This is a genomic window from Hyphomonas jannaschiana VP2, from assembly GCF_000685215.1.
Lineage (GTDB): Bacteria > Pseudomonadota > Alphaproteobacteria > Caulobacterales > Hyphomonadaceae > Hyphomonas > Hyphomonas jannaschiana.
The window spans coordinates 447621-469449 of record NZ_ARYJ01000001.1 but is presented as its reverse complement, the minus strand read 5'-3'; the positions used below and the strand labels follow the sequence as shown (position 1 = coordinate 469449).

The window sequence follows — 21829 nt, the reverse complement described above, 5'->3', positions numbered from 1 at the left end:
CCTGTTCTTTTTGCAACAGACGCGGGCATCCAAGTCACGCAAAACATAGCATGCTTCGCGTGGCCGATCACTTGTTCATTCCTGAAGGACAAACCGGGGTTTGCGCCTCGTTGTCTTGCAACCTGTGGTCACCGCAGGCGGATAACGATGTCGTACCCCGCAATGGTCCGGCCTTCCGGTGCAGCGGGCAGGGCGTCGATGGACAGGGCGCCGTCCGGAATGTCGGTCAGTTCGCCGGTTTTCTCATCCAGGAAATGATGGTGCGGCTGGGTGTAGGTGTCGAAGACGATATTGTCCTGGCCCGTGCCACGTACCATGCGCAGCGCGCCGGCATCCGCCAGGCTGTGGAGCGTGTTGTAGATTGTCGCCAGCGCCACAGGCTCGCCCTGCTGGCTGACTTCCTCTGCCAGCCATTCGGCGGTGACGTGCCGGTTGTGCCCGTCGGCGAACAGGATACGCGCGATCGCCTGCCGGGGGCGCGTTGCGCGCAGGCCCAGCTTTTCCAGGAAGGAGGTGGCGTTGAAGTTTGGCATGCCGGCAAACTAATTCCCGGGCCGACGTCCTGCAAGAAGGCGTCGACAGCGATAAAAAAAGCCCCCGGAAATCATCCGGGGGCTTTCCGTTCGCCGTCGCGGCCGGGGCTGATCAGCCGGCGATGCGGCGGACGTAGTCATATTCGCCGCGCTTGGAGGCCCGCTTGCGGGCGGGCTGGAAGGCGACTTTTGCGTGTTCCGCGCAATAAGGACCGCAGTCAGCCTTGCGGCCGCAGAACGCGAATTTGGGATCGGCCGGGTCACCGATTGGCCATTTGCACATGGAATCCCGAAGCGTCAGGATCGTGGCCGGTTCGCCGTCCGCCATGGTCAGCGGCGGCAGCGGTGCCAGCGGTTCCTGGCGTTCGATCGCCGTCCGCGGGGCTTCTGCAGGCCGTTCCGGAGCCTGCGGTGCGGCCACCTTGACCGAACCATCCGGCAGAACGCGGGGCTTCGGCCGGGCCAGGCGCGGCGGGCGTTTGACCGGACGGGACGGTGTGGCGCGGCCTGACAGGCCAAGACGGTGGACCTTGCCGATCACGGCATTGCGGGTCACGCCGCCAAGCTGCTTTGCGATCTGGGAGGCCGAGTGCCCCTCTGCCCAGAGTTTTTTAAGCGTACTCACGCGTTCGTCAGTCCAGGACATGCATTCACCTTCCTGCTTGGTACAGACCCGACACTCAGGTCCGTCAGCCCCTATATGTTGAGATGGCAGTTACGCGCCACCCCGCTCAGCACCTATATATCGTATCCATGGCGAAACGAAACACAACATGCGGGACGGCCTTTCCACAGGCTTTCTACATATTGTGGTTAAAAAGGTGGCGCCTGTGGAATTCTCCTCACATGGGCAGCCTGATGGCTGGGTTCAGAAAAACTCCGTAAATCGGGCCTCGCACAGCGCCTGAAATGCCCCTACATACGTCGCCATGACTTCGACCGACTCCTCCGCCGTTACGGCGCCCGCACCGGACCCCTCCGTTTCTGCCAGCCGTAATGTCCGCCAGTATGGTGCGGTGAACGGGCTCGGCCTCTGGACGCTTTTCAAACGGGAAGTGGGCAGATTTATGAAGGTGTGGATGCAGACCATCCTGGCGCCTGTGGTCACAACGCTCCTCTTCATGACCGTGTTCAAGCTGGCCTTCGGGGACAGGGGCAACCTGACCGGCGATTTCGAGGGCCTGAACTACAATGACTTCCTGGCGCCCGGCCTGATCGTCATGGCGATCCTTCAAAATGCCTTCCAGAACACCAGCTCCAGCCTGGTGCAGGCCAAGTTCAACGCGACCTATGTCGACTTCCTGATGCCGCCATTGTCGCCGCTCGAGCTGACAGCCGGTTTCCTTGGTGGCTCGATTGTCCGCGGCCTGCTGGTGGCGATCATTTCCGCCATCGGTATTCAGCTGAGCGGCCTGGCGAACCTGTCGGTGGCGCATGTCTGGCCGATTGTCTGGTTCAGCCTGACATCAGCCATAGTTCTCGGCGGCCTGGGCGCAATCGGCGGGATCTGGGCCGACAAGTTCGACCATCTCTCCGCCGTCACCAATTTCGTGATCGTGCCGCTGACTTTCCTGTCGGGCACGTTCTACGACATCAAGGTGATGACGCCGCCTTTCCAGTTCCTGGCCCATATGGACCCGTTCTTCTACATGATCGACGGCTTCCGCTATGGTTTCCTTGGCGTGTCCAACTCCTCCGTCTGGACCGGCATGGCCTATACCGGGGCCCTCTCGGCCATCTCGGTTCTGGCGGTCTGGTGGCTCTTCCGTTCAGGTTACAAACTCAAGGCCTGAGACTCGCCTTATCCGCGAGTGAGGTTGACCCTCCGGCTGTCAAAAGCCCAAAGTCCCGCCCAGGCTGGACAGAACGGAGGCCTCGCATGGCTAAATCAGGACTATTCGCCGCCGTGGCGCTCGCAGCGGCCACCGCTGCCTGCCAGGGCATTCCGAAGGAACAGACGGTCGCTCAATACTGCGCCGTGCCGGACCATCAGGACGAGGGCGTCTGCAAGCTGAAGGTCGAGATTGACGGGCAGTCCGTTGCCCTGGCTGACACAGACATGCGCCTGTCCGAGGCGCGGAACGTCGCCGACGGCGCTGCCACTGCCGCCGCCGAGGCGAAGGAACTCGCCGCCGCGGCCATGGCGCGCGCGGAAGAGGCGGCCAACAAGACGGACGAAGTCGTGTGCGAGACCCGCACCATCCAGAATTCCGCAATCGGCACCTGCCGTCCGGGCTTCACGCTGACAAGCTGTACCCAGACGCGCTACACATATCGCGCCGGCGGCATGTCGATCATGCGGGAAATCAACGACCAGCAATGCCGTTTCAACAGCAAGGTGCTTGAGATGCAGGTACGCTGCTGCGCGGCGGCCAGCTCCGGCGTCACGCCGGAAGACACGCTGATCAAGGGCACGCCCGATCCGGTGCCGGCACCGGAAGAGCCGGTGAAGGAAGAGTCGCCGCTGCGTTACTGATCGCTGCGCCCAGGGGGCTGGGACTGACAGCGGAAGCCGCCTGCGCCGGAGGGGGAGCAGGCGGCTTCTTCATTCCGGTCAGCCTATTCAGGCTGGAAGTAGAAGTCCCCGCCGGTCGTCAGGTCTATATAGTTCGGATGCTGCTGTTCGTTGGTGCGCCGGGCGACCGCGTCCTGAACGCGCTTGAACAGGACGTTGGCGGGGACGCCGGCGGCCGGAATGCGCTGGGCCAGTTCCTCGGAATAAGCCCCGTCATCGGCGGCCGTCTTGCCGGGCTCGGTCGCATAGGCCTGGAAGACACCGCTTGACCAGGTGACCGGCTGGTAGCTGCGCAGCATGCCGCGGCTTTCATCGTCCATGACCGTCCGGCAGGCGTCGAACACGATGAAGCTGGTGGAGGCGACCGCTGTCGAGACGATGTTGAAGATCTGCTCGAAGCTGACGGCACCGTCCTCAATTTCCGCCGTGCTGGCGCCCGGCAGGTCGACTGGCAGGACATAATTTGTCCCGTCAATATTCACGCCGTGTCCGGAATAATAGAAGAAGGTCGCCGGATGGGCGCCGGCCTGTTTGCGGGCGAGCGATTTGCGGCCCACTTCGCGCAGAGCGCTGAGCGTGGCGCTGCGTCCGGTGTCACGGCAGCGCTGGACGCTGAAGCCCGTTTCGAGCAGGGCGTCGGTGATCCGGTCCCCATCCGCATGGGTTACCGCCAGACGGCTGATCGGCGGATTGTAGGCGAGATTGGAGAGCACCATGGCGAACCGGTCCGGATCGCTGCCTTCTATGAACGTACATCTGGCCTCGGCCGACGCAGACATCATTTCCGGCGTGCCATTATTTGTTGGGGCCACCAGCGTGCTTGCCATGATGGACGTGTCACGCGTCGCAGGCGGTTCATCGTCTTCCAGCAGGTCGTCTATGGTCGAGACATCGACATCCAGCCAGATCGTTTTCACGGACCGGTCGAACCGTTCGCCATCGATCTCCAGGCTCTGGGACAGGTTGTACTGAAGATAGCCGGCACCATCCTCCTTCGGAACCACCCGCCATTTCCACACCGTCGGTGCATCCGGCAGGACAGCCTGTTGCTCCGGCGTCATGGCGCGGATCTCGAATTCGTCGTCACCTTCCAGCGTCGCCGACATGATCTTCGACGCCTTCACCGTATCGAATGAGATGGCGAAGGGGGTTTCCGTGCTGCCGGGCGCAAGGCCGGTGCCGAGCGTACTGGTCAGCATCGTATCGGCGGCTTCAACGGAGATGTTCTGTGTCAGCGGCTGGATGGCTATTTCGAGGAAATAGGCCTGGTCGACGACCATTTCGTTCGGGGCCTGATGGGCGACGCGGCCGGTATTGAAATTCCCGGCGCCCGCCTCAACCAGCTTGCTGAGGGGTTCCGTCCACAGACCGCATTCGCCGAAGTACATGTAGTTTTCTTGGGTAACGACGCCATCCATGTTCCAGACACACAGCCGCGCATCCGGCATGCCCAGCTCCAGCCGGTCCATGCCGCCACTTACCTGAACGGCGATCCGTCTGAGTGTGGCGGTCAGGTCATCCCCGACCGGGACTTTCGCGGTCTTCAGTTCACTGTTCCGGCCGATGTCATCATACAGTTCACAGATCAGGCTGATCGTCTCCGGATCTTCCAGTTCGGCCTGGCATTGGGACATGTTGCCCGGGCCTGCGGCGGCTGGCTCCGGCATGCTTTCAAGGGCGTCGTAAAACAGGGCTTCCAGTTCGTCCGCTGTCGCGTTGGCCGGCACGTCATAACCGTAGGCGCGCAGCATGCTCTCAAGCTCCTGATAATTGAAGGCACTCTCCTCTTCTCCCGGCGGACTTCCCGGGCCATTCTCCATGTAATAATCGTCGCTATTGTTCCGGCTACCGCCGGACGTACCACTTGTGCTGCCTTGAGATGCGCTGCCCGGGTTGGACGGCTCGCCCGGGTCGATCCCGAAATAGCGAAGCACTTCATCCGTTTTCTCATATGCGACGCCATGCACCATGAGTTGGGCGCGGACCATTTCGCGATTGGCCGGCTGGTAGGGGTCGACGCCGGCCGACTGGATCACCGCAGCCAGCTCGTCGGCCGGGTATCCGGCCACCATCTCCGTCACAAGCGGAGGAGGAGGCGGTGGAGGCGGAGGAGGTGGCGGCGGCGGAGGCGGCGGTGGGGGAGGAGGGGGCGGAGGTGGAGGTGGAGGCACTTCAGGCGGAAACATCCAGTGCCAGGCTGCCTCAAGCCAGTTGTCGCTTGCGGCGTCATCACTGCCGGACTGCGAATTGGGCGTGCTGGCACAGGCCGCTGCCAGAACCAGCGTACTCGCGGCAATCAATGCCCTGGACCGGCGTGTCATCCCGTTTTCCTCCCTCCACGAAACTGGAGAAAGTTAAGCACAAGCCTGCCTGTGCATCCAGCAGAACCGAAGTTGCAAGCGATTGCCCGTTAAGCATGCGCGCGATGAGGTGGCTGCCGTCCGGGGCGGGCCGCCCTTGCCAGCGCTGCCGTGTCTGGGCGAGTGTGCGCCCGTGGAAGGCTGAATCGGAAAGGGGCGCGCCCTGGAAATCCTGACCCTGTTGCCGCCCGTGCTGGCGATCGTCGTGGCGGCGCTATGGCGCAATGTCTATGTCGCGCTCGGCCTTGGCCTGATCGCGTCTGAAACCCTGATTGTGGGCGGCAATCCTGTGCTGGGCTCGCTGATGTCTGCGGAACGGTCTGTGCAGGTGCTGACCGATGCGGGCAATGCACGCGTGCTGGTGTTCTGCCTCCTGATCGGCGCGCTGATCGTGTTCATGCGGGAATCCGGCGGCGTGGATGCCACCGTCGGCCTGTTGGACCGCAAGGGGCTGACCTCCACGCCGCGCCGTGCGGGCCTCGCGCCTGCCATCGCTGGCACGCTGATTTTCGTGGAGACCAATGTCAGCCTGCTCAGCTCCGGCGTGCTGGGGCGGCGCCTGTTCGACACGCACGGCCTCTCCCGTGAGCGGCTGGCCTATGTCATCGACTCCACCTCCGCGCCGGTTTCAGCCCTGATCCTGCTGAACGGATGGGGCGCCTATGTGCTGACACTGGTCCAGCCTTATTACGGAGAAGAGAGCCTTGGCGTGGTTGCGGGCACGGTGATGTGGAACGCCTATGCCCTGCTGACGCTGGCAGGCGTGTTCCTGACCGTCACGCTGAACCGCACCTTTGGCCCCATGCGCACAGCAGATCTGGAGGCACGGCCAGGCGCGGCGGAGCTGGAGACCGTGGACCACACACCTGCGAACCGGGCGATTCACATGTGGTTGCCTTTGCTGGTGATGGTGGTGGGGTCGATCGGGTTCATGGCGTGGACGGGGAAGGGCAACATGCTGGCCGGGAGCGGCAGCCTGTCGATCCTGTGGGGCGTGTGCGTGGCGATCGCGCTGGCCGCCGTGATGCTGTGGCTCGGCAAGGTTTTCACCGGCAAGGAAATCCAGGAGCGCTTCTTCCGCGGCATTGGCGAGATGGTGCCGCCGGTGACTGTCCTGCTGCTCGCCATCGCGTTCGGGGCGAGCCTGAAGGCGCTGGGGACAGGCACCTACATGGCTGGAATCGTTTCGGATTATCTGCCGGCGGCGCTGGTGCCGATGGCGGTTTTCATCGTCGCGGGCGTGACCGCGTTCATGACCGGGACGAGCTGGGGGACGTTCGGGATCATGGTGCCGATTGCGATGCCTGTGGCGCAGGTGGTGGGCTTTCCGCCGGAGCTGATGCTGGCGGCGGTGATCGGGGGCGGCGTCTTCGGCGACCATTGCTCGCCCATCTCCGACACCACCGTCATCGCAAGCCTTGCAGCAGGATGCGACCATGTCCGCCATGTCGCGACGCAGCTGCCTTATGCTGTGGCGGCGGGGGCGGTCACCTCGGTGATCTACCTGTTCGCGGGCCTCGCGCTCAGCTGATCCGTACACACAGCAAGCCCCCAACAGAAAAAGGCGCCCTCCCAGGGGAGGACGCCTTTCCTGGTGTTTCGAATCGGACTACCGAGACACTGTGCTAGCACTCGTCGCCGGTCATCTAACACCGGAGTGCTTCAGGCCTGCGCTAACAGGCTGTCTTCACCCCTGTCGGACCCGGCCGGTCGCCTGCTCGTCTTGGGAACGGGCTGGCGCCCATGGCCGTTAAGGTCCGCGGTTCCGCAGCATCCCGGGCGATGCCTCACGTCACCTGTACGCCGCTGATTTCCTTCAGGTTTTCTTCCAGGTTGCCCTGTCGGATTTCCATCCGTGCTTCAGCTTTGCCACCATGTTTCGGATCGCGCTCCGGTCATGGCCTACAGCCTTTCCTTGCGGGGTCTAGCTCCCCTCCGGAATACGCCGCCTGCTTTGTCCCTTCATCCCGCCGGGTCCTTTGCGCCGCTGCTCTCACAGCCTTGCTCCTGACCCGGATCGATCCGGGGGCGACGTGCTCTGCCACCGTCCGTTGGCGGGTCTGCTCCCGCCGGGTTTCGTTAGCTTAACGAAACGATCTCACCAAAGCTCGCCTGAGTCGAGTCCCTGTCAAAAAATTTTCGCAAATCACGCGAAGAATTCCACAGCTTCCGGATCGGCTGTGAATTTGTTGCGCCGCACACAGACGAAGGGGCGTTCCGGGCTGTTGGATAAGTCCCCCCAAACACCGTGAAGAACACCCTATATACACCGTGTAGACGCCATATAGGGCGGCCCCGGCGCGCCTGAATCCGTCTGATACGCGCCCGTGGCAATCTCTGCCGCATGACACAGCGAACCGAACCCAGACTGAAACTGCCCCGCCACCGGCGCGGCCGGGCCGAGCTTGAGGCCCTGCGCACCCTCGCCCGGGAAGCGGCCCTGCGCGGCGAAAGCCTCGCCAGCATCCGCGCCCGCCTTCACATTCCGGAGCCGACCCTCACCCTCTGGGCCCGGCAGGACGGCTACCGCCAGATTGACCTGAAAGCCCGCGCCGAAGCCCAAAAGGAAGCAGAGGCGGCGGAAGCGGCTGCGCGCGGGGAAGGGGCGGACGCGGTCGAGGCCATCCGCGAGCAGGCCGAAGAGCTGTGGGACCTCTGCGAGGAGATGCAGGACCGGCCGTCAACAGGCGCCCGGCGTCAGGTGGCCCTTGCCCGCGCCCGCACGCTCGCCCTGGCCGAGGCGGGGCATCTCGAGGCGGCGGAGGAAGAGATGGCCTCTGTCCGCCGCATCGCGCGCCTCCTCGCCTTCGGCCGCGCGGGCACGGGCGAGATGGAGCGGTTCCAGACCCGCGCCCTCCTGCTGGCCGATGATCTGGAATTTCAGGCCGCGCTCAGCGGCTCGCCGGATGAGGACGCGCCACAGCCGCCGCCACCCCTGCCGCCCGGAGCGGTGTCCCATCTGCCCCTGACACTGGACGACCTCATCCGCGAGGAAAACGAACGCCTCGCCCGCCGCAACCCCTGGACCGCGCTGGTCGAGGCAAGGAAGCAACTGGCAGAGAAGAGAGGGGAGGACGATCCCTAGGCGGGCAAGGGAAGAGGGGGCGCAACATGGGGACCCTGGCGCCGCCCGCGGCCGTGCTTCGACTTCGCTCAGCATGAGCGCTCCTGAAGTACGGACTCATCCTGAGCGAAGTCGAAGGATGAAGCGGCAAAGCACGAAACCCCCTAGGGTGGGCCCACGCTTCGCGATGCCCACCAACACACCCCGCCGCAGGCCCGACCGGTGGGTATCGGCTCCGCCTCAACCCATCCCGAGCTGCTTAGGCGTTAGCCGCGATTTCCTTTCGCGGTGCGAGAATGCTCTTCGCCCTTCCCATGCTTCATATTCCGCTCTCTGCCTGCGTCATTGCGTGCAGGCTTCCCACCATCCCGGCGCCCTTGTGATCTCTGAAAGTCAGGCCCTTTGTCATCATTAACGTGCTTTTTGCCCATTTTATATTCTCCCTCTGTTGGAATTGTTCGGCTAATGAGCAATCCCGTATAGGTAGAATATCATAAATTGTCTTGAGGCCAAAATAGTCGTATTCAGATGATGGTACACGTGCAGCCCTCATCTTGGTCGTTGTGTTGGAAGGAAGTGATACCTACCGCTTGCTTATCGCTTATGCACTTCGGATGACGAGTTTCGTTCTTCCGCAATAAGAGCAAATGGCCTTCCTGCGATCAAACTTGGCGCTTTTTGCAAGCTCGCGGGTTTTCTGGTTTGCGTGCTGTCTCGGAGTGAGTTTCAGCTTTTCTGCGAGGCAATCGTCGCAAATAGCATTTGGCACGATCTGCAGAATAAATTTTCCAGTTGCTTCTAGTGCGGTCATTCGAACTTTCCCCTAATATCACTCACTCAGCAGTTTTTGCGAATACCCAAAATAATCTTGTGGCTTGCCAAAAAGAGGCAAGGGAGGCGCAAGCGAGCGCGAACCAAAGGCAAACGATCAAACTATCAGTGTTGAAAGTGCGGTCTGGAGACGGATTCCAAATCATCATTGGTATCGATGCTAAGGTAAGGATGAAGCCCAGAACGATGGCCTTCTTTACAAAGACAATCATTCTTTTGAAAATCTTTGTGTTCCGTGCTTTGACGAAAAAATCGCTACCGCTGCTAATTGAGTAGGTATAGAAGGCGAATAGAAATGCTGTGTATATTCCGCCAAAATCAAAGGCGGATGAATAGATAGTTTGCCGTTCCCAGTCGTAATAATTTGCGCACTCAAAAAAGAGCGCATGAAAACGCAATGCAGCTACCAATCCCAATACAAACCAAATGGCAGCGTTGTGGGACTCTTCAAAATGCCAAACACGGTAAAGAAGGCGTTTGATCTTCATGAGCCATATCGTGCCACCAAGTCCGCCAATCTACTTTCGAATGATTCTCTCAGAAAAGATTTCCTGACGGTATAGTTTCGATCAGGATCGTCTGATGGTAGATCCAGCTTCGCGATGTTCTCCATATGTTCATCTATAAAGTCTAAGACTTTCTCGTTCAAGTCCCCATCCGTAAACACCTTCAGTTTCTCTAGATCGTCACGCAGAGTTAATCTGCGGATCGTATCGCCGAGCTTGTGTTTATTGAGAAAGTGCTGACGGCTACGTCCCACCGAGATGGTGATTTCTACCTCAAGCCCAGAGTATCGTTCGGCGATGTCTCGAGCTTGCAGTATAGCAGGGACTACTTCTCCCTCTGGCGGATCGGCTGGCCTTTCTCCGGCAAATTTCACAACGGCCTTTTTAATGCTGTTGTTCGCGAAGTGTGACCAAGCTTCTTCAACGCCTACCGGCTCGAACAGAAAGAAGCTCACGAAATCAACATCTCGGTTGAGGTAGTGAGCCAAATCCAAAAAACTCACGCCAAGTCGATTCTGCTGCCACAGAAGAATTCGCGTTGGTCTGTGAAACAGGAAGGCGTTTTGGTGACCCAGCCCGCGACCGTTTGCAAGCTGGACCGCCTGCAACCCGTCATCGGTTACTTCTGGTGGGATGTTGTCCGTTTGGATTCTACAAAAATTTCCGGAAACCCAATCCGGTTCGTTTTCGACAGACTCTATTCGAACTAAGTGTCCAGATTCTGTTGTGTATTCGCGATCACGTGGTCGCGGAGAACGCACGAGGAAGTCTAGAATTTGCTCATCAAAACTCAAACCTCCCGCATCTCTGTCTGAAACCCTGAAGTATTTGGCTTTTACGTCACGATCCACGCTGAATTCTCAATAGATTCGGCCCTAAGCCGCGCCACATTGGCTGACCAGCCGTTTTTAGAGCCCCAATTCCTCCTCCCGTAGCCGCTTCACCTCGTCCCTCAGTCGCGCGGCTTCTTCGAACTCCAGGTTCGCGGCGGCTTCGCGCATTTGTTTTTCGAGGTCGGCGACCACAGCCTTGAGATTGTGCCCCTTTTCGCCCGCAAGTGGCAAGGCTTTTTCTTCGGCGACGGCGCGGGTGCGGCCGCGGGATTTGTCCTTGCCTTTGCCCCGGCCTTTTGCCGAGACGTCCTTCTTCTCGCCGAGCTCGCTGAGGATGTCGGCGACGTCGCGCTTGATCGTGGTCGGCGTGATGCCGTGTTCCTCATTATAGGCCATCTGCTTGGCGCGGCGGCGGTCGGTCTCGTCCATGGCGCGCTGCATGGAGCCGGTCACCTTGTCCGCATAGAGAACAACGCGCGCCTCGGCGTTGCGCGCCGCGCGGCCGATGGTCTGCACGAGGCTGGTCTCTGAACGGAGGAACCCCTCCTTGTCCGCATCGAGGATGCCGACAAAACCGCACTCCGGAATGTCGAGCCCCTCGCGCAGGAGGTTGATGCCGACCAGCACGTCGAACTGGCCGAGGCGCAGGTCGCGGATGATCTCGATCCGCTCGATCGTGTCGACGTCTGAGTGCATGTAGCGCACGCGCACGCCGTTCTCGTGCAGGAAGTCCGTCAGGTCTTCCGCCATCTTCTTGGTCAGCGTCGTGATGAGGGAGCGGTAGCCCTTCGCGGCGACGGCCTTCACCTCGGCCATGACATCGTCGACCTGGTTGGCGCCGTCATTGGAGACGGGGCGGACCTCGACCGGCGGGTCGAGCAGGCCGGTGGGGCGGATGACCTGTTCGGTGAACACGCCGCCGGTGCGCTCCAGCTCCCACGGGCCGGGCGTGGCGGAGACGTGCACCGTCTGCGGGCGCATGGCGTCCCATTCCTCGAATTTCAGCGGCCGGTTGTCCATGCAGGAGGGCAGGCGGAAGCCGTATTCGGCCAGCGTCGACTTGCGGCTGAAGTCGCCTTTGAACATGGCGCCGATCTGGGGGATCGTCTGGTGGCTCTCATCGGCGAAGACGAGGGCGTTGTCGGGCAGGTATTCGAACATGGTCGGCGGCGGCTCGCCGGGCTTGCGGCCGGTGAGGTAGCGCGAATAGTTCTCGATGCCGTTACAGCTGCCCGTGGCGGCCAGCATTTCGATGTCGTACTGCACGCGCTGTTCGATGCGCTGGGCCTCCAGCAGTTTCCCGTGCTTCTGGAAGTGCGCGATGGTGGATTTCAGCTCCGCCTTGATCTGCTCGATGGCCTGGTTGAGCGTCGGGCGCGGCGTGACGTAGTGGCTGTTGGCGTAGATCTTGATGGCTGGCAGCTTCTGCTGCGTGCGGCCGGTGAGGGGGTCGAACTCGGTGATGCTCTCCAGCTCGTCGCCGAAGAAGGAGAGCTTCCAGGCGCGGTCCTCATAGTGGGCGGGGAAAATGTCCATCACGTCGCCCTTGATGCGGAACGAGCCGCGGACGAAGTTGATGTCGTTGCGCACATACTGGTTCGCCACCAGGCGCTCTGCAACGGCGCGCGGGTCGATGCGCTGGCCTTCCTCCAGCTTGAACGTCATCGAGGTATAGGTCTCCACCGAGCCGATGCCGTAGATGCAGGACACCGAGGCGACGATGATCACGTCGTCGCGCTCCAGGATCGCGCGGGTGGCCGAGTGGCGCATCCGGTCGATCGCCTCGTTGATGGAGGATTCCTTCTCGATATAGAGATCCGACCGCGGCACGTAGGCCTCCGGCTGGTAGTAGTCGTAGTAGGAAACGAAATACTCCACCGCATTGTCGGGGAAGAAGGATTTGAACTCGCCATAGAGCTGCGCGGCGAGCGTCTTGTTCGGGGCGAGGATCAGGGCCGGGCGCTGGGTCGCCTCGATGATCTTGGCCATGGTGAAGGTCTTGCCCGTGCCCGTCGCGCCGAGGAGGACCTGGTCGCGCTCGCCGGCGGCGATGCCCTCGACGAGTTCCGGAATGGCCGTGCGCTGGTCGCCCGCCGGCTCATAGGGGGAGGCGACGCGCAGCGGCCGGGAATCGTCGACGCTGACCCAGTTGCGGTCCGGCCGGTGCGGCGTCCAGTTGTCCGACGGCAGCGCCCCCGCCGCATCACGCGCGAAGCCATCCGCCCCGAAAATCGCCGGGGCTTCCGAAACAGTTTTGGAGGGAGACCGAGCCATAGGGCGAGATATGGAGCGGGGGAGCGGGGCTGTCTAGGGTGTTCTTGTTGTGTTCGGACGCAGTTTTGAGCAGCTGAAATCTGTGAAAAAGCGAACAAAAAACGAACTTTGAGCTTGTTTGCCGAGTCAAATCACGACAGTTTGTCAAAATTCCACCCAGGAATCCGGGGCTTCCATGACGAATGAATTTGCCAAATTGAGGCAGGAGTGCGGGCTTTCCCACAAGGAGGCGGCGAGCCTCTTGGGGTTGGCCGAGAGAACGGTGCGCCGATACGACGAGGGAGAGACTGAACCCAAGAAAGCGGTGCTCATTATTCTGGAACAGTACGCCGCTTCGCGGAGGCCGGATCGTGTTGAACCTGCTTTCAAATTCATCGACCTTTTTGCCGGTATCGGCGGGCTGCGCATCGGCTTTGAGGCGATTGGCGGCAAATGCGTTTTCACCAGCGAATGGGACAAGTATGCGCGCGAAACCTACGTACGCAACTTCCCCGAAGATGAAGACCATTTATTCGCAGGGGACATTCGGGAGTTCACGAAGGACGACACGGCACTGGATCGAATCCCCGAGCATGATGTGCTGCTGGCGGGCTTTCCCTGTCAGCCGTTTTCCATTGCCGGTGTGAGCAAGAAGAACGCCCTCGGACGGCAGCATGGTTTTCTAGATGAAACACAGGGTACGCTCTTTTTTGATGTGGCCCAGATCATCAAGCGACACCGGCCCAAGGCCTTTTTGCTGGAAAATGTGAAGAATCTTGAGCGCCATGACAAAGGGCGCACATTTGCCACCATCATGAAGGTGCTTCGCGAAGAGTTGGGCTATCACGTAACTACTCGGGTCATTAGTTCTGAACCGTGGGTGCCGCAGAAACGAGAGCGTATCTTTATTGTTGGATTTCGTCAGGAGGCAGATTTTTCTTTTGATGATTTGCGGGTGCCTGAAAAGCCGTGGCCGACGCTTGGCAGCATACTGATGCCGGAAGAACAGGTTTCCGAGAAATACACTCTGACGCCAAAGCTCTGGCAGTACCTTCAGGATTACAAGGCCAAACATAACGCCAAGGGCAATGGTTTTGGTTACGGCCTGTTCGGGCCGGATGACGTGACCCGGACGCTGTCGGCCCGCTATTACAAGGATGGTTCCGAAATCCTCGTCGACCGAGGGAAGGGCCGCCGTCCCAGACGGTTGACGCCAACAGAGTGTGCGCGACTTATGGGGTTTGAGCGTGGCAACCGGATTTGGTCAACGACCGTTTCAGACACGCAGGCTTACAAACAGTGCGGGAATGCTGTCGTCGTTCCAGTCGTGGAAGCCATTGCGGAAGTGATGGAGCCGCATATCCGGGCTGCGGTTGCGAAGGACCTTTCGGGGAAGGAAAAGCGCCAGCGCGACTTGTACCGAGGGCGGCGTATGGCTGTGAATGGCTGACGTTGTAAGCCCTGAAGTACGTAGCCGGATGATGTCCGGCATTCGTGGCAAGGACACAAAACCGGAAATGATCGTGCGGCGCGGACTGCACGCGATGGGGTTCCGCTACAAGCTGCACGATAAAAGGCTGCCAGGACGGCCCGATTTGGTTCTTCCGAAGTATAGGGCCGTAATTTTTGTTCATGGCTGTTTTTGGCATAAGCACGATTGCAAATACTTCAAGTGGCCCAAAACGCGGAAAGAATTCTGGCGCTCCAAAATTGAAAAGAACGTTGCCCGTGATAAAACCGCGATGGAAGTATTGAAGAACAGTGGTTGGAGGGTTGCAGTAGTGTGGGAGTGTTCTTTTCGTGATGCTTCAGAAGTTTCTGAGCGTATTCGGTTATTGGGCAATTGGGTGAGTTCTGATCGACAAGAAATCCAAATCTCTGGAGATCCAACATGGAACTAGATGATTGGGTTGAGGAAGTATCAGGAAAAGGCTTTGTCTGGTACCTAAAGCGGCTTTCGGGAAACGACACTCAGCTAACCGGCGGACATCAGGCCGGACCTTATGTGCCGAAGGATTTGGCATTTCGACTAATGCCTAGTTTGACTGACCTTAGTCAAAAAAATCCCCGCGATGAAGTCATTCTCAAAGTTCTGCCCGACGGTTTTGAAACGACTTCAAACATAATCTACTACAACAACAAGTTTCACGAAAATCCTGCCAGCGGACGCAATGAAACTCGAATGACCAAGCTGGGCGGCAAGGAGAATCCTCTCCTAGACCCGGAGAATACCGGAGCGCTGGTTGCCTTCGCGTTTGCATTGGAAACCCCAGTTAACTGTCAGGTCTGGATCTGCAGAAACCACGAGGAAGAAGTTCAGCTGGAAGACATTTCTGGCCCAGTTGAGCCTGGTGAAACGGTTGTCTGGGAGCCCAAATTAAAGATCCGGTCTGAGAGTTCTGAAGTCCACGCGGCAAGCTGTGTGCTTCGAACGGAAGATATTCCGCAGGACTGGCTTAGTTCGTTTCCGAGTGGTTTGGAGATTATTAGAAAGGCGATCAGTCTACGGCCGGATCGGGAAAAGCCGGTAGATGACCGCATTCTTCGCAGACGGGACTGCGAATTTGAAGTTTTTCGAAGCGTTGAGCGTGCATTTTATACGCCAGAAATTCAGAAGGGCTTCAGTACGCTCGATGATTTCCTTGGAATGGCGCAGACGGTTCTGCAAAGCAGAAAATCAAGAGCCGGAAAATCGCTTGAATACCATGCTAAGTCCATCTTTGATGAGGAGGGGCTCAGGGAAGGAATCGACTACGAGTACAATCCGAAAATTGAAGGCAATAAGAAACCCGATTTTTTGTTTCCGAGCGTGTCCAACTACAATGACGCGTCATTTCCTGCGGAGAAATTGACTGTGTTGGCGGCAAAAACAACGTGTAAGGACAGGTGGCGACAAATTCTGAACGAAGCCGATCGCGTTTCCACCAAATACCTTCTTACGTTGCAGGAAGGAATATCTGTTAATCAATTTTCTGAGATGACAGCAGCGGGCGTCAAGTTGGTCGTGCCGAGTAGGCTTCAGAAGAAGTATCCCGAATCTGTTCGTGATCAAATTTGGTCCCTGGAAGATTTCTTGGGGAGCCTTAGAAGGAATGCACCATGACCCAACTCACCGAAGCCCGCATCGCAAACGTCCGCAATCATATGGCGCTCGAAGTCACGCATGATTGGGATGCGGTGATCGCGACGTTTGAACATCCGCGCTACGAGATGCATGGCGGCGGGCAGGTGTTTGATGGGGAGGCGGCGGTGCGGCGCTATTTCGAGCTGTCGCGCACACCGTTCCCGGACCAGGACAATGAGATCATCTCCATCGCGGCGGACGAGGACAAGGACACGGTTCTGGTCGAGTTCTGGCTGACCGGCACGCATACCGGGCCGCTGCGCGTGGGCGACAAGGTGATCGAGCCGACGGGGCGCAGCTTCCGGGTGCGGATGGCGGCGACGTTTGAGTTCGCGCCGGGCAGTGACCGCATCATCTGCGAGCGGCCCTATTTCGATCAGGGCGCCGTGCTGCGCGCTCTGGATCTGGCTTAGGTGGCAGGGACCACGCCGAACAAATGCTCCAGCGCGAAGAAGATGGCGGCGGCCAGCACGGCTGAGGCCGGAACGGTGATCAGCCAGGCGGCGACGACCGTGTTCACATGCGCGCGGCGGACGAGCTTGCGGGCGGCCTTGCGGCGCTGGACACCGGCATACTGCGTCTTGGCGGCATTCGGCGCATAGGCGTGGATGTAGCGCAGGCGCGTCTTCGAGTTCGCGGTGAACCATTCCCGGAAGAAGCCCACGCCGAACACGGCGCCGACGGCGATGTGCGTGGAGGAGACCGGCAGGCCCAGCCAGCTGGCGATGATCACGGTCACGGCGGCGGCCAGCGCGACGCAATAGGCGCGCATCGGGTTCAGCTTGGTGATCGACTCGCCGACCATGCGGATCAGCTTCGGCCCGAACAGAACGAGGCCGAAGGAGATGCCGCCGGCTCCGATCAGCATCACCCAGAGCGGGATCTGGACCTTGGAGGCGACTTCGCCGGCCTCAACCGCATGGACGATGGCGGCCAGCGGGCCGATGGCGTTGGCGACGTCATTGGCCCCGTGCGCGAAGGAGAGCAGGGCAGCGGAGAAAATTAGCGGCCACACGAAGAGCTCGCGCAGCGACTGGTTGCGGTTGGGCATGTCACGCGACTGGCGCTTGATCAACGGGTGGGTGACGATCCAGGCGAAGATGGCGACGCCGAGGCCGATCAGCAGCGCTTTGGGCAGGCCGATATGATCGAACCAGGGCAGGTGCTTCAGGCCTTTGAGCGACATGTAGGTGCCGAAGGCGCCGGCCATGATCGCGATCAGCATGGGCACCCAGCGGCGCGCGGCGGCGATCTTGTCTTCCCGGTAGATGATGAAGATCTTGATGAAGGCCAGCACGGCCGCAGCGATGATGCCGCCGAGGACGGGCGAGATGACCCAGCTGGCGGCGATGGAGGCCATGGTGGGCCAGTGCACCGCGCCGAAGCCGGCCGCGGCGATGCCGGCGCCCATCACGCCGCCGACAACGGCATGCGTGGTCGAGACCGGCGCGTTCAGCACGGTGGCAAGGTTCACCCAGAGCGCCGAGGAGATCAGCGCCGCCATCATCAGCCAGACGAAGGTCTCGGTCGTCGGCACGGTGGACGGGTCGATGATGCCCTTGGAAATCGTGGAAACCACGTCGCCGCCGGCCAGCAGGGCGCCGGCGCTTTCACAGATGGCCGCGATGACGAGCGCGCCGCCGATGGTCAGCGCCTTGGAGCCGACCGCCGGGCCGACATTGTTGGCCACGTCATTGGCACCGATATTGAGGGCCATATAGCCGCCGATGGCGGCCGCAGCGATGATCAGGAGGCCATTGTCCTGTCCGCCCAGCAGGGCCCCGCCGATGACGACGATGGCAGCCAGGAACAGGAAGGCGAGACCGGGGGCGACTACACTGCGTGCGGTGGCCTGAACGGCGGCCTCGGCCCTGCCGATTTTGGCAAGGTCCTTATCGAGGGTTTCCTTGACGAGTGTCGGTTCCTTGCCGTCAGCCATGAGAGCCCCTTCGCTTGCAGGCGATGTGCCGCATCAGCCGCATACAGCCGGAATTTTCAACTGGATTCGAAAGATCAGGCTGTAGATGTCATAAGACTGTCACGAAACTCATGAGTTCAGCGCGAAGATCATGGCCTGGAAATTCCGGCCGATCATGTTCGCGCGGTCGTAGAAGAAGTCGGCGGCGGCGGGATTCGGCATCAGCTCGTCGACGGTTTCGCGGAACAGGCCCAGCCAGCGCCCGAAATGGGCTTCGCTGATGCGGTCTGACAGGCGCAGATGCGCGGGCATGGGGCGGCCATTATAGCGCCGCGTGCCCAGCGCGATGGCGGACCAGAAATCCTTCAGCTTGGCGAGGTGCGGGTCCCAGTCCTCCCCCAAAGCCGACTGGAAGATGGGGCCGAGCAGGTCGTCCTCACGCACGCGGGCATAGAAGGTATCGACCAGCTGCGAGACCAGCGCCTCGTCGATGCCGAGCGCGGCCGAAGTGTGCTGGATCGAAGCCTGCCGTTCTTCGCCGGAGCGGCGGATTGTGTCGGTCATGATGCCCGGATGGTTCCTGTTCTAGTCCTTGGGCGGCTCGACCTGTGGCGGCGTTACCGGCGCGCTGAACGCCTTGCGCACAACCCAGGCCGTGATGCCCACCATGATCAGGACAAGACAGCCAAACCCGATAAGGGCGTAAATTGCCAGATTGTCGACCGTCAGATTCCCCATAATCGCCTCCTGCACGGTTGCCATTTGTGACGGGCAGGGTCGGCCCTGACTCCGGTAAAATCAATACGTAACCTTACCGAGGGGCGGTACGCCTCGCGAAGGGATCAGGCCAGGTGCCAGTCTGGCGGCGCGGAATCGAAGAGGTCGAAGACCGGGTCATAGGGGGCGTAGCCCCCGTCATCGTGCGACAGGTCCGGCTGGGGCAGGGCGTGGGAAGGCTCAGGCAGAGGCAGCCATTCCGGCGCGGCCGTCTCCGGCTTGGCGGCGCTTTCCGCCTCTGATCCGAGAATGATCTCATAGGTGATCATCCAGTCCTGCAGCTGCTCCAGCGAGACATTTCGGATCGTGAGGGAAAAATAGCCGGAGTCTTCGATCGGCGTGAGGATCACATCCTTGCCCGACTGCACCAGTTCGAGCTCGTCCTGGGTGTAGAAGAAGTTCATGCCGTCCAGCACGATCCGGTCCTCGGTCGGGTTGAAGTCCGTGATGACCTGGTTTTCGCCATTGCCGATGTAGAACACGTCGAAGCCGGCGCCGCCGGTCATCGTGTCGGTTCCTTCACCGCCCCACAGCGCATCATTGCCTGCACCGCCGTTCAGGGTGTCGTTACCGTCACCGCCATAAAGCGTGTCGTCTCCGTCATCGCCGGAGAGGATGTCGTCGCCATCCTCACCGTTCAGCATGTCATCGCCGGACCCGCCGAGCAGCTTGTCGAAGCTTGTGCCGCCATAGAGTGTGTCATTGCCATCGCCGCCGAGCAGGGCGTCGGGCCCGAGGCCGCCGTTCAGTGTGTCGTTTCCGGCATCGCCCCACAGACGGTCCCGGCCCGCCCCGCCTGTCAGTGCATCTTCCCCGTCGCCGCCATGGAGCCGGTCATTCCCCGTGGCGCCATCGAGTGTGTCATTGCCGCCGAAGCCGTTGAGCGTGTCGTCTTCGGTGCCTCCGGTCAGGGTGTTGCCATCACCGTCCCCGTCCTGGAAGCCCGTTGTGTTCGCCTCGCCTGTGACGGACAGATAGAGCGTGGCGGTATCCCGGTAGCCGTCTTCATTGCCGATTGTGTAGACGATCTCATAGGTGACGCTTTCGCCGTCGCGCAGATAGTCCAGCGCATCGTTCGGATTGTAGATGATCGACCCATCATAATTGATGCCGACCTGAACCCCGTCTCCAAACGTGAACCATCCGCCCGGATAGGAAGAGCTGTTCAGTGCGGGACTGAAGGTGCCGTACATGCCCTGGAGCGGGGCGCCGTAGGACGCGTCGGCACCATTGCCATTGTCATCAAGCACATTGGCTGTGAGCGGACCAGACGCAGAAACGGTGATATAGTCATCCTGCAGGACAAGCGGGAAGAATACGAAGTTCGCCTCCGACAAGTCCCCCAGATCCGTGTTCTGCAGCGTAATTGTGCCGGGCGAGTCTCCCCCGATTGTGAGGACAACATCGGCCCCGGACTGAACGGCGCTTAGAGCGACAGCTTCGCGGACGCTGCGGCTGGAGAAGCCGGACAGATCGATCAGGTCTTCAGACGGGTCGAAGTCCGTGATCACGTCATCGCCGATGGCAACCGGAATATATTCGGGCTGCCCGTCGACATAGACTTCTTCCGTTTCTGGCAGGAAAACGAACGTATCGGCACCAGAACCGCCCGTCAGCGTGTCATTGCCGACGTCTCCGGACAGGCGGTCCGGGCCCATGCCGCCCGAAAGAATGTCATTGCCATCTCCGCCGAAGAGCCAATCACGGCCGGTGCCGCCGGTCAGGGTATCGTCACCTTCCAGACCAACCAGAGTGTCGTTGCCGGATGCGCCATCAATCGTATCGTTCCCCTCAAGGCCGACGATCTGGTCATCCGTGGTTCCGCCGGTCAGCGTGTCGTCACCGATACCGCCTTCAATGTAGTCGATGTCATTATCGACACCGGTGATCGTCAGATTGATCGTTCCGCGGTCCGAATATGCCTCATCCTGATCGCGCATTTCATAATAGATTTGGAACGTCAGCGACTCGCCATCACGCAGATAGTCAAAGGCGCCGTTCAGATTGAGGTCGACGCTGCCATCGGGATTGACGAAGAATGTGGCGCCCTCACCCAGAATGAGCGGCTCCGTGCTGAAGCTGAAAAACGGTGTGTCCGGATCAAGCGACACGCCATAGACGCCTGTGGTGTTCTGGAAGTCATTTGTGTCCGGACCATTCCCATTATCGTCCAGCACATTCGCCGTCAGCGTACCTGTGGCGGAAACAGTGAGGTCATCGTCCTGAGCCACGAGCGGAGAGAACAGGAAGTTCGATTCCGTCAGGTCGCCAAGGTCCACATTGCGAAGGACCAGTGTCGAGCCGAGGCCGCTGGGATGCGCCAGAATCACGTCGTTGCCAGACTGTACGGCATTTTCGAACACGGATATGCCGAGCGCGCGTGAATACAGCCCCATCAGGTCGACGATGTCTTCGGCAACATTGAAATCCTCAACCACGTCCTGGTCGAGGCTGTCTTCGTAATAATTGAAGTCAAACGTGTCGGCGCCGGTGCCGCCTGTCAGGGAGTCATTCCCGCGTCCGCCCAGCAAATAGTCATCGCCTGCACCGCCATCCAGAAAGTCGTCCCCGACATTTCCGTAGATAACGTCATTGCCGTCCTCGCCATACAAGTGGTCAACGAAGTCGGAAGGCTGCGTCACCCCATAGGTCGACATGGTGATTTCATCGTCACCATTGCCGCCATAGACCGTGTTGGAGCCGCCAGCGACAAGGATGTAATCGCGGTCATCCCCGCCATAGATCAGGTCGTCGCCTTCATAGGTGCGGATATAGTCTTCGCCGCCATAACCATAGACGACATCGTCGCCATCCGTGCCGTAGAGCGCATCGTTTCCTTCCGTTCCCTCGATGGGCGGAGCGGCCTCTGCTGCAACCAGTTTGCTGGACTGGAGCGCGGACGCGTCCATCTGGAAAGGGAAGAGCGGGCGGAACAGGCCGGTTCCGAACAGAACATCATCGCTTGCCAGAGCGGCAAACGGATTGAGCCAGAAATTCAACTTCACGCAGTGTCCCCCGTTTCCCCGAGCTAGAAAACCTTGGGCGTTGAAAGTCAATGCGATGCCGCCGGGAATGCGAAGATCTGTAGCAGTTGCAGCTGATTTTCACGCCTTAG

Annotated in this window: 19 protein-coding genes; 8 read left to right on the top strand and 11 right to left on the bottom strand. The window is 60.2% G+C overall.

What is annotated here, in order from left to right; all coding sequences use genetic code 11:
• Window positions 1-128 precede the first annotated feature (128 nt).
• Together HJA_RS02255 and HJA_RS02250 are read right to left on the bottom strand one after the other, a co-directional pair.
• Entirely contained in the window at window positions 129-533 is a 405-nt protein-coding gene (locus HJA_RS02255; RefSeq protein WP_035577575.1) for a Fur family transcriptional regulator, read from the bottom strand.
• A 112-nt stretch (window positions 534-645) separates the two neighbouring features.
• Window positions 646-1179 (bottom strand): GcrA family cell cycle regulator, encoded by a 534-nt coding sequence (locus HJA_RS02250; protein WP_035577573.1) that lies wholly within the window; start codon window positions 1177-1179, stop codon window positions 646-648.
• Window positions 1180-1462: 283 nt separating this feature from the next.
• On the opposite strand from HJA_RS02250, the gene HJA_RS02245 reads away from it, so the two are divergent.
• Both HJA_RS02245 and HJA_RS02240 read left to right on the top strand, forming a co-directional pair.
• Complete coding sequence (locus HJA_RS02245) at window positions 1463-2326, top strand: ABC transporter permease (protein ID WP_081814472.1); 864 nt, start codon at window positions 1463-1465, stop codon at window positions 2324-2326.
• 86 nt (window positions 2327-2412) lie between these two features.
• Window positions 2413-3009 (top strand): hypothetical protein, encoded by a 597-nt coding sequence (locus HJA_RS02240; RefSeq protein ID WP_035577571.1) that lies wholly within the window; start codon window positions 2413-2415, stop codon window positions 3007-3009.
• Window positions 3010-3092: 83 nt separating this feature from the next.
• Here the strand turns inward: HJA_RS02240 and HJA_RS02235 are convergent, their stop codons facing one another.
• The gene (locus tag HJA_RS02235) at window positions 3093-5120 is read right to left on the bottom strand and encodes a caspase family protein (RefSeq protein ID WP_035577569.1); all 2028 of its coding nucleotides are present in this window, start codon (window positions 5118-5120) and stop codon (window positions 3093-3095) included.
• A gap of 478 nt (window positions 5121-5598) precedes the next feature.
• Between HJA_RS02235 and HJA_RS02230 the strand changes: the two genes are divergently transcribed.
• Complete coding sequence (locus HJA_RS02230; protein ID WP_241764281.1) at window positions 5599-6939, top strand: Na+/H+ antiporter NhaC family protein; 1341 nt, start codon at window positions 5599-5601, stop codon at window positions 6937-6939.
• An 813-nt stretch (window positions 6940-7752) separates the two neighbouring features.
• Window positions 7753-8493 (top strand): hypothetical protein, encoded by a 741-nt coding sequence (locus HJA_RS02225; protein WP_035577565.1) that lies wholly within the window; start codon window positions 7753-7755, stop codon window positions 8491-8493.
• 580 nt (window positions 8494-9073) lie between these two features.
• Here HJA_RS02225 and HJA_RS18300 read toward each other — a convergent pair.
• Genes HJA_RS18300 through uvrB form a run of 4 tightly spaced genes read right to left on the bottom strand, consistent with a single transcriptional unit; the run spans window position 9074 to window position 12916 of the window.
• Window positions 9074-9283, bottom strand: coding sequence for a hypothetical protein (locus HJA_RS18300; protein ID WP_081814471.1), 210 nt, complete (start codon window positions 9281-9283; stop codon window positions 9074-9076).
• Between the two features lie 22 nt (window positions 9284-9305).
• Window positions 9306-9791, bottom strand: a complete 486-nt coding sequence (locus HJA_RS02220; protein ID WP_035577562.1) for a hypothetical protein — start codon at window positions 9789-9791, stop codon at window positions 9306-9308.
• Window positions 9788-10660: a DUF6731 family protein gene (locus HJA_RS18480; RefSeq protein ID WP_155839833.1), complete on the bottom strand. Its 873-nt coding sequence runs from the start codon at window positions 10658-10660 to the stop codon at window positions 9788-9790. Before HJA_RS18480 ends, HJA_RS02220 begins: the two co-directional genes overlap by 4 nt.
• Before the next feature lie 57 nt (window positions 10661-10717).
• Window positions 10718-12916 carry an excinuclease ABC subunit UvrB gene (gene uvrB, locus HJA_RS02210; protein WP_035577557.1) on the bottom strand — a complete coding sequence of 733 codons (2199 nt, stop codon included), beginning with the start codon at window positions 12914-12916 and terminating at the stop codon, window positions 10718-10720.
• A gap of 175 nt (window positions 12917-13091) precedes the next feature.
• Here uvrB and dcm point away from each other — a divergent pair, with 175 nt between their 5' ends.
• Genes dcm through HJA_RS02195 form a run of 4 tightly spaced genes read left to right on the top strand, consistent with a single transcriptional unit; the run spans window position 13092 to window position 16432 of the window.
• Complete coding sequence (gene dcm, locus HJA_RS02205) at window positions 13092-14345, top strand: DNA (cytosine-5-)-methyltransferase (protein WP_035577556.1); 1254 nt, start codon at window positions 13092-13094, stop codon at window positions 14343-14345.
• On the top strand, window positions 14338-14796 hold the full coding sequence (locus tag HJA_RS18295) for a very short patch repair endonuclease (protein WP_081814470.1): 459 nt from the start codon (window positions 14338-14340) through the stop codon (window positions 14794-14796). Before dcm ends, HJA_RS18295 begins: the two co-directional genes overlap by 8 nt.
• Complete coding sequence (locus tag HJA_RS02200; RefSeq protein ID WP_035577552.1) at window positions 14787-15998, top strand: type II restriction endonuclease; 1212 nt, start codon at window positions 14787-14789, stop codon at window positions 15996-15998. The genes HJA_RS18295 and HJA_RS02200 overlap by 10 nt, the downstream gene beginning before the upstream one ends.
• Entirely contained in the window at window positions 15995-16432 is a 438-nt protein-coding gene (locus tag HJA_RS02195) for an ester cyclase (protein WP_035577550.1), read from the top strand. The genes HJA_RS02200 and HJA_RS02195 overlap by 4 nt, the downstream gene beginning before the upstream one ends.
• Here HJA_RS02195 and HJA_RS02190 read toward each other — a convergent pair.
• The 4 genes from HJA_RS02190 to HJA_RS02180 form a co-directional block, all read right to left on the bottom strand.
• Complete coding sequence (locus tag HJA_RS02190; RefSeq protein ID WP_035577549.1) at window positions 16429-17958, bottom strand: inorganic phosphate transporter; 1530 nt, start codon at window positions 17956-17958, stop codon at window positions 16429-16431. The genes HJA_RS02195 and HJA_RS02190 overlap by 4 nt on opposite strands.
• A 108-nt stretch (window positions 17959-18066) precedes the next feature.
• Window positions 18067-18501, bottom strand: coding sequence for a group III truncated hemoglobin (locus HJA_RS02185; protein ID WP_035577547.1), 435 nt, complete (start codon window positions 18499-18501; stop codon window positions 18067-18069).
• Window positions 18502-18522: 21 nt separating this feature from the next.
• Entirely contained in the window at window positions 18523-18675 is a 153-nt protein-coding gene (locus HJA_RS18670; protein ID WP_199285791.1) for a hypothetical protein, read from the bottom strand.
• A gap of 104 nt (window positions 18676-18779) precedes the next feature.
• Complete coding sequence (locus HJA_RS02180; RefSeq protein WP_035577545.1) at window positions 18780-21719, bottom strand: calcium-binding protein; 2940 nt, start codon at window positions 21717-21719, stop codon at window positions 18780-18782.
• Between the last annotated feature and the right edge of the window lie 110 nt (window positions 21720-21829).